Annotated in this window: 12 protein-coding genes and 1 tRNA gene; 11 read left to right on the forward strand and 2 right to left on the reverse strand. The window is 58.0% G+C overall.

Going from position 1 to position 15,881, the window contains the following annotated elements:
• Window positions 1-41: 41 nt before the first annotated feature.
• From QD461_RS08450 to QD461_RS08465, 4 genes are all read left to right on the forward strand, one after another.
• The gene (locus QD461_RS08450; protein WP_414087324.1) at window positions 42-1,157 is read left to right on the forward strand and encodes an endonuclease/exonuclease/phosphatase family protein; all 1,116 of its coding nucleotides are present in this window, start codon (window positions 42-44) and stop codon (window positions 1,155-1,157) included.
• The gene (locus QD461_RS08455) at window positions 1,154-1,891 is read left to right on the forward strand and encodes an NUDIX hydrolase (RefSeq protein WP_414087325.1); all 738 of its coding nucleotides are present in this window, start codon (window positions 1,154-1,156) and stop codon (window positions 1,889-1,891) included. Before QD461_RS08450 ends, QD461_RS08455 begins: the two co-directional genes overlap by 4 nt.
• 68 nt (window positions 1,892-1,959) lie before the next feature.
• Window positions 1,960-2,877, forward strand: coding sequence for a PhzF family phenazine biosynthesis protein (locus QD461_RS08460; RefSeq protein WP_414087378.1), 918 nt, complete (start codon window positions 1,960-1,962; stop codon window positions 2,875-2,877).
• A gap of 124 nt (window positions 2,878-3,001) precedes the next feature.
• Window positions 3,002-3,077: transfer RNA gene (locus QD461_RS08465), tRNA-Lys, on the forward strand.
• 288 nt (window positions 3,078-3,365) lie between these two features.
• On the opposite strand, the gene QD461_RS08470 is transcribed toward QD461_RS08465, so the two are convergent.
• Window positions 3,366-3,776 (reverse strand): hypothetical protein, encoded by a 411-nt coding sequence (locus tag QD461_RS08470; RefSeq protein ID WP_414087326.1) that lies wholly within the window; start codon window positions 3,774-3,776, stop codon window positions 3,366-3,368.
• Between the two features lie 489 nt (window positions 3,777-4,265).
• On the opposite strand from QD461_RS08470, the gene QD461_RS08475 reads away from it, so the two are divergent.
• From QD461_RS08475 to QD461_RS08485, 3 genes are all read left to right on the forward strand, one after another.
• Entirely contained in the window at window positions 4,266-5,009 is a 744-nt protein-coding gene (locus QD461_RS08475; RefSeq protein ID WP_414087327.1) for an aminoglycoside adenylyltransferase domain-containing protein, read from the forward strand.
• 633 nt (window positions 5,010-5,642) lie between these two features.
• Window positions 5,643-7,103: an FAD/NAD(P)-binding protein gene (locus QD461_RS08480; RefSeq protein ID WP_414087328.1), complete on the forward strand. Its 1,461-nt coding sequence runs from the start codon at window positions 5,643-5,645 to the stop codon at window positions 7,101-7,103.
• A gap of 316 nt (window positions 7,104-7,419) precedes the next feature.
• Window positions 7,420-7,890, forward strand: a complete 471-nt coding sequence (locus QD461_RS08485) for an RrF2 family transcriptional regulator (protein ID WP_414087329.1) — start codon at window positions 7,420-7,422, stop codon at window positions 7,888-7,890.
• A gap of 32 nt (window positions 7,891-7,922) precedes the next feature.
• Here QD461_RS08485 and QD461_RS08490 read toward each other — a convergent pair whose 3' ends face one another.
• Window positions 7,923-9,131 (reverse strand): SfnB family sulfur acquisition oxidoreductase, encoded by a 1,209-nt coding sequence (locus QD461_RS08490; RefSeq protein ID WP_414087330.1) that lies wholly within the window; start codon window positions 9,129-9,131, stop codon window positions 7,923-7,925.
• 194 nt (window positions 9,132-9,325) lie between these two features.
• Between QD461_RS08490 and QD461_RS08495 the strand changes: the two genes are divergently transcribed.
• The 4 genes from QD461_RS08495 (at window position 9,326) to QD461_RS08510 (ending at window position 15,864) form a co-directional block, all read left to right on the forward strand.
• Window positions 9,326-9,925, forward strand: coding sequence for an RBBP9/YdeN family alpha/beta hydrolase (locus QD461_RS08495; RefSeq protein WP_414087331.1), 600 nt, complete (start codon window positions 9,326-9,328; stop codon window positions 9,923-9,925).
• A gap of 393 nt (window positions 9,926-10,318) precedes the next feature.
• Window positions 10,319-11,734, forward strand: coding sequence for an FAD/NAD(P)-binding protein (locus QD461_RS08500; protein ID WP_414087332.1), 1,416 nt, complete (start codon window positions 10,319-10,321; stop codon window positions 11,732-11,734).
• Window positions 11,735-12,185: 451 nt separating this feature from the next.
• Window positions 12,186-14,795: a mechanosensitive ion channel family protein gene (locus QD461_RS08505; protein WP_414087379.1), complete on the forward strand. Its 2,610-nt coding sequence runs from the start codon at window positions 12,186-12,188 to the stop codon at window positions 14,793-14,795.
• Window positions 14,796-15,033: 238 nt separating this feature from the next.
• Window positions 15,034-15,864 carry a response regulator gene (locus QD461_RS08510; RefSeq protein WP_414087333.1) on the forward strand — a complete coding sequence of 277 codons (831 nt, stop codon included), beginning with the start codon at window positions 15,034-15,036 and terminating at the stop codon, window positions 15,862-15,864.
• Window positions 15,865-15,881 lie beyond the last annotated feature (17 nt).

Consider the following 15,881-nt stretch of genomic DNA (forward strand, 5'->3'; position numbering starts at 1 on the left):
AATAAGCCGGCTCACAGTCTTCTCGTAAATTGGAATGCTTCATGTCCCTGCGTCTCGCGACATTCAATGTTGAAAACCTTCTGACACGTTTCGATTATACCGGTTTTCGCAATCAACTGCGGCAGGATCGCGTGTTGCAGCTCTTCGATGTCCGCAACGAAGAGGTCTATCAGCAGCTGGAAGCGGCGCGCGTGGTTGCCGCGACCGACGACACCCGGCAGATGACGGCGCTTGCGATTGCCGATGCGGACGCCGACATCATCTGCCTGCAGGAAGTCGACAACATGGCGGCGCTGCAGGCCTTCGAATATGGCTATCTCTATCGCATGGTCGGCAATGGCTATCGCCAAAAATACCTGATCGAGGGCAATGATAGCCGCGGCATCGATGTTGCCGTGATGATGCGTGAGCAGACGCGCGATGGTCAGCCCATCGTGCTCAACGATATAAGAAGTCACGCCATGGTGACTTACGACGACTTCGGTCTTTTCAACGACGAACTGGCCGAGCTTGGTCATCATGCGGAAGACAAGATCTTCAAGCGCGATTGCCTTGAGTTGCATCTCCATATTGGTGGCGTGCCGTTTTCTCTCTATGTGGTCCATCTGAAATCGATGGGGCCTGCTCGGGAAGGATTGGACGGGCGCCATGCGACCATGCCGATCCGTCGCGCGGAGACGATGGCAGTTCGCCGCATCATCGAAAATCGCTTTGGCGCAGGTCATACGGCATCCAAGAACTTCGCCATCTGCGGCGACATGAACGACTATCAGGAGTGGATAGACGTCATTGGCACCCGCCATACCGGTTATCGTTTCGAGCCGCGCAGGGAAGACAAAGAAAGCGCGCTCGACATTTTCAGCCATGACGGTTTCGCGGAGAACGTCACGCGGCGGCGCGACGAGCTCGACCGCTGGACGCTCTATCATGCCCGCGGGCCGCAGGAGCAACGGCTCTGCCAGCTCGATTACATCTGGCTGTCGCCGGCTCTGGCGCGCGCCAACGCGTCAGGCGTTCCCGATATCGTCCGCTCGGGCCAGCCTTACCGCACCATATTCCCAACGGGGCAGGAGGTGGAGCGCTATCCGCGCGTCGGCTGGGACAGACCGAAGGCCTCCGACCATTGCCCCGTCGTCATGACATTGGATTTGATATGACCGTTTCAGAACAGAACGACATGGCAGGCTGGCCGCCCGAGGGCACAGTGTTTCCGGTTTCCCACATCGATCTCGCCGTATTGCCTGGCGAGCATCCGTTTCATCTGCGCGAGCTGACGGCGGTGCGGGAGAATTGGGCGAGGGAGGTTCATGCCAATCCGGCGCTTTTTGACGGCCGCATGGTCTTCCAGCATCATGTGTCGATCCGGGATGGCGTGGTGAAAGGCGAAGCCTATATCGCGCCGTTTTCCACCTTTCTCTGGTGGCGCAAGCAGAGGGCGCAGGGCGGCTTTCACCTCTTTGCCTTTGCCGTGGCGATTTCATCCGACGGAGCATTGATTGCGATCCGCATGGCGCCGCATACGGCCAATCCCGGTCAGGTCTATTGCGCTGCCGGATCGATGGACGAGAGCGACATCGTCGACGGGCACTGCGATGTCGAAGGCAATATGCGTCGCGAGGTGTTGGAGGAGACCGGCCTGGATCTCGATGACGCCGTGGTCGAGCCCGGCTATTATGGTACGCATCTGAACCGTTCGGTCACTCTCTTTCGCATTTTCCGCTTCCCGTGGACGGCGGAGGATATGCTGCGGAGGATCGAAGCACATATGCTGGTTTCCGAAGAGGACGAAGTTGACGGCGCTGTCGCCATTCGTTCGGCCGATCCGTCCGCGCATCACTACAGCGCGGCGATGCTGCCAATCCTCGCCTGGTACTTCGGCGGGGATAAATAGCTTGGGCTTGCGCTGGAGTCGCTTGCCGGTATGAATAATTGAGTGCGGAAGCGTGAATGGAGGCAGGTTTGGCGCGCGAATACGGTATTTATGATGTGTTCACCGACAGCAAGCTGGCGGGCAACCCACTTGCTATCATATTCGACGCCGAGGGTCTGAGCGACGAGGCGATGCAGGCAATCGCGCGCGAGATGAACCTCTCCGAGACGGTGTTCGTTTTGCCGCCGCAAAATCCCGCCCATACCGCAAACCTCAGAATATTCACGCCAGGCCGCGAGCTGCCCTTCGCCGGCCATCCCACGGTCGGCACGGCGATTGCGCTTGCGGAGAGGGTTCATGCCAGCCACGGCGGCGATCTCGACCTCGTTTCCGTGCTGGACGAGCGCGTCGGCCCCGTTCGCTGCGCCATCAAGCTGCGCCAGAACAAGGCGAGCTTTGCCGAGTTCGATCTGCCGAGGAAATCACAGCAGATTCCCTTGCCGCTCGACAGGGCCGATATCGCCAATGCCCTCAGTCTGAAGATCACCGAGATCGGTTTCGAGAACCATGTCCCGTCCATCTGGAGTGCCGGCGTGCCCTTCCTCCTGGTGCCGGTGCATGATGTCGGCGCTGCCGAGAGGCTGGATTTCGATCTGCAGCTTTGGGAAAAGACGGTGCCCTTCGTCGACGGCGCCCTTGCCTCCGCCTTCATCTATTGCCGCGGCGGCGTCAATCATGTCGCCAAGTTTCATGCCCGGATGTTTCCTTGCGGGATGGGCATTGTTGAGGACCCTGCGACCGGCTCGGCGGTCGCGGCGCTCTCCGGAGCCATCAATCAGTTCGACGGATTGCCGGATGGGCATCATCCCGTGATCATCGAGCAGGGAATCGAGATGGGACGACCCTCACTGATTCATCTTCATCTCGATATCGATGCCGGTCAGATCACCAATGCGCGTATTGGCGGCCAAGCTGTGCGTATCGCCTCCGGAATTCTTGAGCTTTGATTTTAAAGGGTTTTTCGTGGCCGCCGAAATTTTTTTGAGAAATAATCAAAGAAAATTCATCTGGCCGCTGGACAATCAAACCGATCCTATTTATATGCCCGGTCACGCCGCCATCAAGCGGTACGGGTGATTAGCTCAGTTGGTAGAGCAGCTGACTCTTAATCAGCGGGTCGTAGGTTCGAGCCCTACATCACCCACCAAAAACCTCTTGAAATTGTTGAATAAATTGAAACGTCTCAAGGGTTTTCGACTGCGCGTATTTTACGCGATTGGCGGGCGTTTTACACTTTGCCTTCCGTTCCTGTTGAGAGATGTAGCGCTCAATTTCGCCCAAGTGCTCTCACAGGGAGCTCATTGTATCGTAGATCAGATTTGATCGATCGGCCTGCGCCATGACGCACGGCATTGAAGTCAGGTTGACGCAGCTATCAGGCTCCACGCTGCAGCGCCGATCGAGGTCAATAATTGCTTAGGGCTACAAACGAGACTTAACGGCTTCCGGCTAAATTGCGGGAAACATTCCTCTGCGCGGGGCAGACCTGACGATGGAAGCTGTGGTCAATTTCTTGAAGACAGCTGCGGTTATCGTCGCAAGCCTCATCACCCTGGTGTTTCTCGTTCTGATCATTGTCGCCCGGATTGGTTGCGCTATTCAGAAATGCGTCGGGCCAGATGGCGATATTTGGATGATGCCGCTTTTCTTCAGTGTCGTCGGGGTCTCGGCTGCGCTTATTCTGGCTGCGACGATTTTCTTCAGCAGCCGACGTTAAGCGAGCTGCACGCCGCGCGCCGCTGCCGATGATATTGATCGCTGACCGCTCCTGCCTTACCCAGCACGCCGGTCGTATGATCCGTCCTTCTGGCCGGTTACGTGCATTTTTAGCGGTACCGCTCTGCACATCTGTCTCCGGCGCAGATGTCGCGTCGATGCGGAGTTTTTGGCGTCAGTGGAAGTGCAGGAAGAAGATCGTTGGCGCGGCTAGGGATATCGTGAAGAGGAATAGAGAGATCCCGTATTTCAGTTTCTGTATTCGCCGTGTTCTGGCGCCGTCCCAATCATATCCCATGACTATATTCCCTCATGTCCAGAGTCTCATCTGTAAGGAGGCATTGTCCCAGGCGTTGTTTGCGCGAGGCTTGTGAGAAAAATACATGAAGATGGAAGGAGAAACGTGCTTTTCCTGCAGTCATACATGGAAGTAATGGAAAATCTATTCGAGGGAAGAGCGAATTATTTGGGTTGCATCCATTCCGTGTCCGATGGAAATGGAGGCGCTGCGAGATTGCATATTTTGCACGCGAATTTCCTTCGCTATAACGCATCGCAATAAAGCGGAGGAGTGATGGGGAACGCTAACCGAACGGTTCCGGCCGAGGCGATGTCGGCAATGTCGATCGCGAAAGAGATCTTTGCGGATCATCTTCTTGCGATGTACTTGCACGGTTCAGCGGTGAAGGATGGGTTGCGGCCGCAGAGCGATGTCGACGTGCTAGCCGTCATCGATCAACCGATGACCGAAGCGATGCGCCTGGAATTGGTTTCGGCATTGATGGAGGTTTCCGGCCCGCATCCGGCCAGCCCAGGCGGCCCGCGCTGCATTGAGCTCATGGTATTTCTCAAGGCCGACCTTTCCGAGCCGGCTTTTCCGGCGCGAAGCGAGGTCGTCTATGGAGAATGGTTGCGCGAGCATTTCGAAGCGGGTGGCATTCCCGAGGCTCACGCCGATCCTGAAAACACTCTGATACTGGCCCAGGCACGGCAGCAGGCGCAACCGTTGCTTGGGCCTGAGCTTGATGCCATCCTTTCCGAAATTTCCTCCGACCAGATTCGGCTTGCCATGCGCGAGGCGTTGCCGGCGCTTCTGGAAAATTTACATGGAGACGAGCGAAATGTGCTGCTCACTCTTGCCCGCATGTGGCGAACGGCAAGCACGAACGAGTTTGTCTCAAAGGACGCCGCCGCCGATTGGGCGATATTGCGGCTACCGGATCATGTCGCGGAAACGCTTGCGCAAGCGCGCGATGCCTATCTGGGGAAATCACGAGATGATTGGGCGGACCGCCCACAGGAAGCGCAGCAAGCAGCAGCTTATCTTCATCGTGAGGTGTCGGCACAGCTGCACTCGGAATAGATGCCGCTGAGCCTCTGGCGTCGTCGGTCGATTGGGCCTGCGGATATATGCGCTAACGACACGGTGCGCATTCACGTGTGGGGCCGCTGCCGACAGCGAATGTCACCGCCTTGACGTGCGAGCCAAACGCATGCCGCGCAAAAAGGTACAGTGATCTTGCGACAACGACAAGCGCGATATCATGAACCTAAAACGCAAATGGCGGGTCTGAGAGATCGCGACGCGCTTTAGTGTTTTCTGTGGCCGCCTTCCATCACGCTAAATACAAAGATGACCACCAGCAGCAGTATCAATGTATAGTCGAAAGCGGTGAGTAGACGAAGCAGTTCCATGAGTTTCTCCTCCCGAAGAGAAAACGGATCAGAACAATCATTAGTATGTTCTTTTATTCGTTGTGTGCCAAGTTTTTTACATCCTGCGGTGCAAAAACAATGTTGTGCGGGGCACAATTAAATACTTGTTTATAAAGCTTTATCGGCCTCGTTTCCCGGTATCGTTTGTAGTTGCGCGAGCGCTCGCGTCCGGATCGTATTGTCAATAAAAATTATAGAGTATATCCTCGTCGGGTAAGGCAATTGCGATTGTTCGGCGGGCCGGTAGCTCAATGCCGACCAATCCGGAAGGAGTTGGCCATTGACCATTGGCTCTGACCATCAGGCGCGTGATCTACCCGTTATCGCCATTGTCGGCGGTGGGGTTTCCGGTGCGGCAGTTGCGTTTCATTTGCTGCAGCGTCAGTCAGTGCAGCTCGGCCAGCTGTTCATCTTCGAGCCGCGCGAACGCCTCGGGGCAGGACTTGCTTACGACACGCGCGATCCCGCGCATCGGATCAATGTGCCGGCTGCCAGAATGAGCTTGCTTCCCGATGACATCGAGCATTTTCAAAAGTGGATACAGGAGCATGATGCGGTCGGCGACGACAGCGCCGCGCTTGCGGCCAATGGTGGCCTGTTTCCGCGCCGCGCTGTTTTCGGCAATTATATCAACAGCATGATACACCCTTTTGTCGAGGGTGGGCACCTTGCTCACGTCAGACAGGGCGTCGAGCGCATCGAGCGGTCCGGCGGCATGTGGACGATTACCGGCGAGGCCGGTCAGCGTCTGGATGCCGATATTCTCATCATAGCTACGAGCCATCCGTCGCCGCTGCCGCCGGCTTTGCTAAGAGAGGTCCTCGCCGCGCATCCGCGCTTCGTCCCGGATCCGACCAGGCCTGATGCGCTTGTGGCCATCCGCGCCGATGATCGTGTGCTGGTTGTCGGCAATGGTCTGACGTCGGCCGATGTCATCGCCTCGCTTGATTTGCGGGGACATAGGGGGCCGATTACGGCTATATCCCGTCGCGGGCTGCGTTCACGCGGTCATCCACATGTGAAGCAGGATCTCTTCGGCGATTTCGTCGATCATCCATCAACAACGGCGGTTTCGCTGCTACGGCGTGTGCGCGCCACCATAAAGGAGGCTGAAGGCGAGGGGCGCAGCTGGCATGGCGTCATCGATCAGGTGCGGGCGCAGGGGCGGCATTTGTGGCAGGCGCTTCCGCTCGAAGAGCGTCGCCGCGTCGTGCGGCATTTGCGGCCGTTCTGGGATGTTCACCGGTTTCGCGTTGCGCCGCAGGTGGAGGCCGTCAGCGAAGAGGCGATCGAAAGCGGCCGGCTTGAGGTGCTTGCCGCCTCGGTTGTCAGCGTCGCGGTGACGGACGGCGTTGTCGATTGCAGATTCCATCTCAGTCGGTCAGAGCGGAGCATCGAACGGCAATTTGACGCCGTGGTCGTCACGACAGGCCCAGGTCATCGCGGCATTCTGCACTCGCAGGACTGGATCGAGGCGCTGGCGGACGCAGGGTGTCTAGCGATGGATTCCACGGGCCTCGGGCTTGCCTGCGACCCTCAATCACGGGCACTGGATGAGACTGGCGCAATCGTACCTTCCTTGTTCATATCGGGGCCGTTGGGCCGCGGGACTTTCGGCGAACTCATGGGATTGCCCGAAGTTGTCGAACATGCGGTTTTCGTTGCCGAACAGGTGGCGGCGTCAATTGCGGAGCGGGAGAATGAGTATAGCAAGGCACATCGGGCCAGTAGCGCTGCCTGACGAGGCCCATGGCCATTCCTGATCTCGTCGGCCTGGTGGTATTTGAACTTTGGATGTCTCGTACGTCATTATCGCAAAACTGCCGCATATTTTGGCTGAACATGCTGCAAATCCAAGAAAAGCCGCAAAATCGTTGCTTAGACGATACATCTGCCTAAATTTACTCATATAAACTATACAATTTGTGAGTTACTATCTTGCTCGTCCGGGATGGCAGGGTTACGTCCGCAATCCATGATGACAAGATCGGCCGCTTGAGTCTCTCTTGAACCAAGCCGGGCTTCCAACAATCGACTTTGCAGTAAAGCGGATAGCGATGCTTACGAAAAAAGGAAAATACGGATTGAAGGCGCTGGTGGATCTGGCGCGCCTGGCGCCCGGCGAAACCGCGTTCATCAACGATATCGCGCAGCGCAACAACATTCCGAAGAAGTTCCTCGACACTATCCTGCTTGAACTGCGCAACGCCGGTGTGCTTCGCTCGAAGAAGGGACCGGGTGGAGGCTATTCTCTGTCCCGTCCCGCAGCGGATATTCGTATCGGCCACGTCATTCGCACGCTGGACGGCCCGCTTGCGCCGATCCGCTGCGCCAGCCGCACGGCCTACGAAGCCTGCGACGACTGTTCCGATCCCGAGCGCTGTCAGGTGCGGCGCTCGATGACGGAAGTCCGCGATGCCATTGCCGAAATTCTCGACAACATGACGCTGGAGCAGTTCGTTGCCGGCGGTGGCCAGGGGATCGAGATCCAGGAGCCGGAAGACTTCCGTACCTCACACATCGGTTGAGTGGTTCGGCACGCCGTCGAGGACCGGAGCGTTCAGCGCATCGGCGGCTTGATGCCGTTCAGGTGATAATCTCCGACCATTGTGTATTTCCGTCGCGCTGGGTCGTACAGCGTATGAATGCGGGCGTTGCGCCAGTGACGGTCGAGATTGAGGCCGATGCGCGCTGCCGAAGTGCCGGCCAGGTCGAACAGCGTATTAGCCGTTTCCATCGCGATTTCGGCCGTCATCGTCTGCGCGGCTGCGACGGAGAGTGCGGCGTCTATCACATGAGCTTCGGTAAGATTGATCTGGGCGGCATCGATCTTGCTGCCGGCACGCTCCACCACGGCGGTTGCTGCTTCGATGCGAACGGCGATTTCGCCTATCCTGGCAACGATCACCGGGTCGCTGACCGTCCGTTTCGCGTCTCCGTCTGCCCCTGGATTGTCATGTGAACGGATAAAGTCGATTGCGGCCGCCATGGCCGATCGGGCAATGCCGAGATTGATACCGGCATGGGTAAGCTGATTCACTGCATCGATGACGTTGCGCTCTCTGAACTTTTCGCTATGTGCGAGTACGGCACCGGCGTTGAGATAGACGTTGTGTAGGATGGTCGTTCCGTTTCCGGAGGTGCGCTGGCCAAAGCCATCCCAGTCGTCGATGATTTGGATGCCATCAGCGTTCCTCGGAAGGACCGAGACGACGACACCATCGCGCTCGTCGCGGACGAAGATGGCGATCCAATCGGAAAACAGGATGCTGGTTGAATGAAAGCTGCGGCCATTCAGGCGGTAGCCGAGACCTACCTGGGTCAGCCGGAGATCGTCTTGCTCCGGCCCTTTGACATCGATCTGCTCAAACACGCCGCTGAAGCGGTCGCCGATGATGGCTCTTTCGAAATGGGACGCCTTCTGCTCTTCGCTGCCGCCGACCCGCACGGCCTCCAGCACATGAAAATGTGCCTGCGCGATCTGTGCGATGGAAGGGTCGGCTTCCGCCAGGACCGCGACGACCTCGGTCAGGACGGAGTTGGAGATATCGATGCCCCCATGTTCCGACGGCACGGAAATGCCAAGCAGGCCGGATTGGGAGAGCATTTCGATTTCATCGTAGGGCAGGACGCGGTTGATGTCGCGATCGCTTGCCTGCTGCGCGAAACCGGCCGCTAACGACCGTGCGATATCGAGCGCTTCCTCTTCGCTTTGAATGCGATGCGCGGGTTGCCTGACGCGTTCGTGCAACTGCGAAACAGTCCCCATTCATCACTCCATCGGCCGTTGCCAAATCGGTGTTTCAGGCAGGGCAAATCAGTAAGATCTTAATTTCTATAGACGTCGTATACAATGGATTTTCTTTGCTTATTCGCGCCGTGCCGTTGGGCATAATAGGGATCAAATAGAAAATTGTAAGCGTGCCGTCGGCTCAGGCGGGCACTTGCAGGCAGGAGATTGCCATGGTCGCGACCTTGATCCTTCCCGGTCTGAACGGCTCTGCAGAAGGCCATTGGCAACGCCATTGGGCGCGCGACAATGCGTCTTCGACGATCGTGCGGCAGGCCTCCTGGTCGAGGCCGGCGCTGCATGAATGGCTGCAGTCGCTCGAAGGTGAACTTGAGAGGGTGGGGGATGCCTGGCTGGTCGCGCATAGCCTCGGATGCCTGCTGGCGGCTCATATCGCCACCCGTCCGGCAGCGCGGCATGTAAGAGGTGCCTTCCTTGTCGCACCTTGCGATCTGGAGCGGACCGAGCGGCTGCATCCTGGCGTCATCGATTTCGGTGAGATGCCGACAGATCGCTTGCCTTTCAGGACTTTTGTGGTCGGTAGCCGCGGCGATCGCTACATGGATTTCGTCAGGCTTCGCCGGTATGCGGCCCTTTGGGGGGTGAAGCTGCACGATCTTGGACATGCCGGGCATATCAATATCGAAAGCGGGTTTGGACAGTGGCGGCAGGGCTACCAGCTATTCTCTTCCCTTACCGACGCGCCCGGTCGTAGAGCGCCGAAAGGCACGCAGCCACAACGCGTCTCTCGCGCAATCACCGCGTCCGCCTGATCCGCTGAGATTGCCCTGCCGACAAGAAAGCACTTGCTTGCGGCGCCTTTTCGCGCTTTCATATACGACTAAATAAGTAGACAATTGCAATAATCCCGCTGCCCTGACCCTTTATACTGGTCGTCACGCGTGCAGCCGATTGCGGGCATCTGGTTTAAGATCAGAGTTGGACCCGCGTGTCGCATCCCTCTTGAAACGGGGCTTGGAACCCGAATTTAAGCGGATGCGTAGAATTTTGAGAGCCGATGCGACTTTTTGCGTTCCACGGGCCGTATCGCGTTGGCTGACAGGCGTCAGGCAACGGGATGTGATGCCTCGCAGACAGTAATAGGTCGCCAAACTGAGTAAACCCAGAAGAAGCATGATCGACCACCTCTTGCTCCAGGAGTTGATATGACGGTTCAGGGATTTTTTTCCGCCAAGGCGAATGCGGCGAGCCGGGCCTATGCGATTCCCCGTATCGCCGTGATCGGCCGCGGCTTTTCCGGCATGATGATGGCGATTGCGCTGATGAAGACGGTTCGCTTTCCGTTTCATCTTCAGCTTTTCGATCCGAACTCCAGCGTCAGCGGCGGTCAGGCACTGGCATCCGGTCACAGCAGCGAAATCCTCAACAGCCGCGTTCGCGATCTCTCAGTTTCCGTTGGCGATCCCGATGATTTCAATCAGTGGCTTTGCGGAAATGCGCCCTTCCGCAGCGCCGTTCCGGCCGCAATACCGGGCTTTCTGCAAATCTTCGTGCCGAAGAGCATTTTCAGTGATTATGTCTATCAGCGCTTTTCGGAGGCCTTTTCTTCGCGGCGCGACGTGACCGTGCAAGTCAGCAGCGACATGGTTTTCGGGCTGCGCCGTATCCGAGGTGAACGCTTTGTTGTCGAAAGCGATGGTGCTGTCAATGCTCCGTTCGACATGGTCGTGCTTGCAACCGGCTACGGTACGGCCGATCAGGAAGCGCAGGGCGGCGACCTAGCTAGCATTCCGACAACGGTGCGCGCACGTCGTCTGGTCTCGCGGCCGCACGCGATCCTGCTTGGCAGCGGCCTGCGGGTCGTGGACCGGTTGCTGCAGATGCGCGACAATGGCTATGCCGGCCAGATCACCATCGTCTCGAGGCGTGGTTTCTTGCCGCAAAGTCATACGCGCAGCAATGCCGATCCTGCGTTTCCAGCCGATGAACTGCCCAATCGGTTGAGCGAGATCGTACGTTTCATTCGCAAGGCTTGCGAAGCAGCCGAGGCCGATGGTCAGAGCTGGCAATCGATCATGAACGGCTTCCGCAAGCATGCACGCTCCCTCTGGCGCTCTCTGCCCGCCGGACAAAAGCAGCAGTTCAATCGTCATTTGCGGGCGCTCTATGACAGCCACCGCAATCGATTGCCGGAGGCGCTACATGTTCGTCTGAAGCAGGAGCTAGCCGAGGGCAATACCTTGCTGCGGCGCGGACACCTGATTCGCCGGACGCCGACCGGATTGGTGCTGAGGCCAGCTGGAAGACAGGATACCGAGCAGCTCTACGCGGATGACGTAATCGACTGTCGATGCCAGGCGCCGAACCTGAATGTCTCCTTGCTGCGCAGTCTTATCGATGCGGGACTGGCGGTGCCGGACGAGCTCGGCCTTGGTCTGGCGGTCGAGGCGACTGGAGCGCTGGCGGTAGATGGCAACACGACGGGCGCGCTTTTCGCCATTGGTCCTTTGGGCCTCGGGAGCCTCCCGGACATCGACCTGGTGCCCGAAATCGTCACGCAGGCCTATGCTGCTGCAGAGAGTATGGCAGCGCGATTTCATCCGCAGTGCAAGGCGGTGTAAGCCGTTTTCTCCATGCCGCGACGAACCGATCGGCGATGCCTGCTAACCGCCGAAAGGACCGGCGCGCCAGGGCGTTCGTGTGGGTCGTATCGTGGGACGCAGTGTGGAGCGTGTGGTTTTAGTTTTGGCCGATGCTGTTTGGTGGAGTGGCTCTGCCTCTTTCCCAATCGCAAGGATGGGCGCGAAACTGCCTATTGCCGTACGCCTTCTTCAGTCTATTTCCGGCAAGCAACGAGCTGCATGAGACACGATCTTGCGATCGGTGCGGCCAGATGCTTCATAATCGCCGGAATGCCTTTGTGTCGCCTTTCTTTGTCTTACAAGGCGTACGCGCAAAGGCTATGAAATTCGCAACCACGATGGAAACGACTCGATTCTTCTTTCTATGTGGCGTTTCTGGTCATCCATTACCCGTGACGTCACGTGCGACGAGGAGCTTTGCTTGCGCCTGTTGAATTTCCGCCTTCTTTTGCTGCCCGTCTTGCTGTTGGGATTGAGCGCCACTGTGGCTGTCTTTCCGCTGGGGAGCGCGGATGCCTTCGCACAGGATCAGCAGCCGATACAGGTAGAAACGCCGGCGGAGGCACCATCGCCGCAGCCGGCCCAACAGCAGCTCCAGCCGCTCGCCAACGGGCTGCTGGACGCCGCCGTCACCGATCTCAACAAGGCAAGGAAAGAGTATGCGTTGCTGCATGACAGCGCAAAGCAGCCGGGCGGCGACGACGAGACGCTGGTGGCGCTTTCCGGCCGTGCAGACGAGCTCGGGCGCTCGATCGCAGCAGTCTCGGCAAAGCTGAAGCCTCGTACCTCCGAGATCGATGCGCGCCTGACGCAGCTTGGTCCCGTGCCCAAGGAAGGCCAACCGCCCGAAGCCGTGATCGTCACCCAGGAGCGTGATCGGCTGAATGCCGAGCGTTCGCAAATCAGCGCGCTGATGCTCGATGCCGACAATCTCACCGCAGAGACCAATCGGATATCCATGCAGCTGGTGGAAAAGCGCCGAAAGCTGTTCGCTGAGACATTGCTGAAGCGCACGGAAATTTCAGCGGGCACACTGCAGGATGCAGGATCGGCGCTGATCGAGGAGAGCGTTAGTTTTCGGGATGCTATTACGAGCTGGATCGGTTTCGTACTGAAGGCCAAGCTCGGCTCGCTCCTTGCCGCGGTCTTGCTGTCGATGGGCGCCGCGCTCATCTTCCTGGTGGGTGGCTATCGGCTGTTTCGCCGATACTATATGCAGGACGAAACGGTCGAGAGCCCGCCCTATATCAGCCGGCTCTCCGTCGCCTTTTGGTCGACCCTGATCCGCACTATGTCGCTAGCGGCCTTTCTCGTCACCTCCTTCTTCTTCCTTTCGAATTTCAACGTGCTGCGGCCAGACATCGCGCCGATACTGGCGGCGCTCTTCGGCTTCATCGGCCTCGTCTATTTCGTCGGACGCCTGAGCAATGCCGTCTTTGCACCATTCAGGCCGCATTGGCGCCTGGTGAAGCTGTCGAACAAGGGCGCTTACTCGCTGACCTGGTGCCTGCAGGCCATGGCCGTGGTCAACGGGCTGGATTATGTCTTCGACCGCATCAGCGAGTCGATGGGATCTCCGGTCGTCGTCACCGTGGCGAAGAGCTTCTTTGCGGCCATGCTGATCGGGGTGATCCTCATCGCAGCTTCCTTCGGCTCACCGATGCTGGCCAAGAACGGCGATCCCGATGCGCCGGGCCGCCGGTGGCCGCATGGCATGGCCATCATTCTTCGCGGCCTCGGCATATTGGTGATCTTCACCTCCTTCATCGGCTATGTCGGTCTTGCCCGTTTCATGGCAACGCAGATGATCGTGACGAGCGCCGTCATCGCCACCATGTATCTCGGGATCCAGCTGGGCAAAGCCGTGTCCAAGCAGGGCGTCTTTGCCGAGACCATCATCGGCCGGTTTCTGGAAAGTCGCCTCAAGCTCGGCGAAGTGGCACTCGATCAGGGTGGCCTCGTGGCAGGACTTGCGACCTATGCCGTCGCGTTGCTGACGGGCATTCCGTTGATCCTGCTGTCATGGGGTTTCCATATCCAGGATCTGGAACTTTTCGCCTACAGGCTCTTCACCGAGATAAAGATTGGCAACATATCGATCTCCCTGCTTGGCATCTGCGTGGGCATCCTGCTTTTTGCCGGCGGTTATCTGGTGACGCGCTGGTTCCAGCGCTGGCTCGACAGCAATGTCATGGCGCGCGGGCAGGTGGATCTCGGTGTTCGCAATTCGGTGAAGACGGGTATCGGCTATCTCGGCATCGCTGTCGCTGCGATCATCTCCATCTCCGCTGCAGGCATCGATCTGTCGAGCCTAGCGCTTGTCGCCAGCGCCCTGTCGGTCGGTATCGGTTTTGGTCTGCAGAACATCGTGTCGAACTTCGTCTCCGGCCTGATCCTGCTGGTCGAGCGTCCGTTCAAGGTCGGTGACTGGATCGTGTCAGGCACGTCGGAAGGCATTGTCAAGCGCATCTCGGTTCGCGCGACCGAGATCGAGACTTTCCGCAAACAGTCGATCATCGTGCCGAATTCCGAGCTCATCAATGCCTCTGTCGGCAATTGGACGCATCGCAACCGGCTCGCACGCTCGGAAATTCCGGTCTCCGTCAGCTTCGATTCGGATCCGCGCAAAGTCATGGAGATCCTGCTGGAGCTCGTGCGCGGCGTTCCGAAGGTTCTGAGAAATCCGGAGCCGCACGTAGAATTTCTGCGTTTTGGCCCTTCATCGCTCGATTTCGAGATGCGCTTCTATCTCTCGGATCTTTCCGACGGCATGGAGACCCGCAACAATCTTCGCATCGAGATCCTGAAGCGGTTCCGCGAGGAGGGGATCTCCATTCCCTATCCGCATCAGGAACTGCATATCGTTCGCGATAGCGGGCGTGGCCGGCGGACCGATGTCGGCGACAAGAAGCTGACGGATTCGGCCGATGGTCCCGAAGGAGAGAGCGATGCAGCCGAGAGCATTCTCTCATCCGCCGAGGACCGCGTGCCCGACGCGAAGAGCACGGGCCGTCGGCGCGGAAGATCGGCGGCCGAGTAATCGAACTCACTTCGGGATAACGCCGCCGGATTGAAGCCGCTTCGGCTTTTGCCAGGACTGAGTGAGATCCTGCAGGTCCGCAGACACCGGCGGCCGGCCAGGGCGCCTGCCTGAAGAATTGCGCGCAAACGACGGCCCGCTTCCTTCATCGTTGGGACGCGAGGCAACTTAATAAATACTCAAAGACTTTCGTTCTAGAAAAACTATAGAGGGGTAATTTTCAAACAGGTTTTTTACTATGCCATTTCTGGGTGTTTCGGGGATGCAATATTCCGGCGCGTCGCTTGCGGGCTCGCGTATTCTTCTCGTTGAGGATTCCAATCTCTTTACGTCGATGATCAGTGCCAAACTGAAGGAGCTTCTGGATATCGATGTTGAGAGTTGCCGCAATTTCGATGAGCTGCAACTTGCCTACGACAAGTCATCGGAGCCGATCAAGCTGGCGATCTCCAACATGAACCTTCCGGGTGCAGAAAAGGGCGAGGCGCTGACCTATCTGCTCGATCTCAGCATCCCGACGATCGCCTTCACCGGCACCTTCCTGGAAGGCACGCGTGACGAACTGATCGCCAAGGATGTGGTCGACTACATCCTGAAGGACAACGTCTTCGCCGTCGATATGCTCGCGGAGTCGATCTGCCGCTTTCTCACCAATCATCGCCATCACGTCCTCATTGTCGACGATAGCGCAACGGCGCGTGCTTTGCTCTCCAGCCGGCTGAGGCGCTACAATTTCCGTGTCAGCGTCGCGGAAAGCGGCGCCAAGGCCTTGGAACTACTGAAAAGCAATCCCGATATCGGCCTGATGGTCACCGACTACAATATGCCCGACATGGATGGCTTCGACCTGACGCGGCGTATTCGTGCGACGACCGGTTCCCATGAGTTGCGCATCATCGGCGTTTCCTCGTCCAACAATCGCCTGCTCTCCGCGCGTTTCCTGAAGGCAGGCGGCAATGATTTCATTCTGCGCCCCTTTATCGATGAAGAATTCTACTGCCGCGTGAATCAAAACCTGGACACGTTATTGCAGATCCAGCTCGCCCGTCGGGTCACCGAATCCGCCTGACGCAAGCCGTTTCAGGC

The organism is Rhizobium sp. BR 314, from assembly GCF_047445805.1.
GTDB classification, from domain to species: Bacteria; Pseudomonadota; Alphaproteobacteria; order Rhizobiales; family Rhizobiaceae; genus Rhizobium; species Rhizobium lusitanum_B.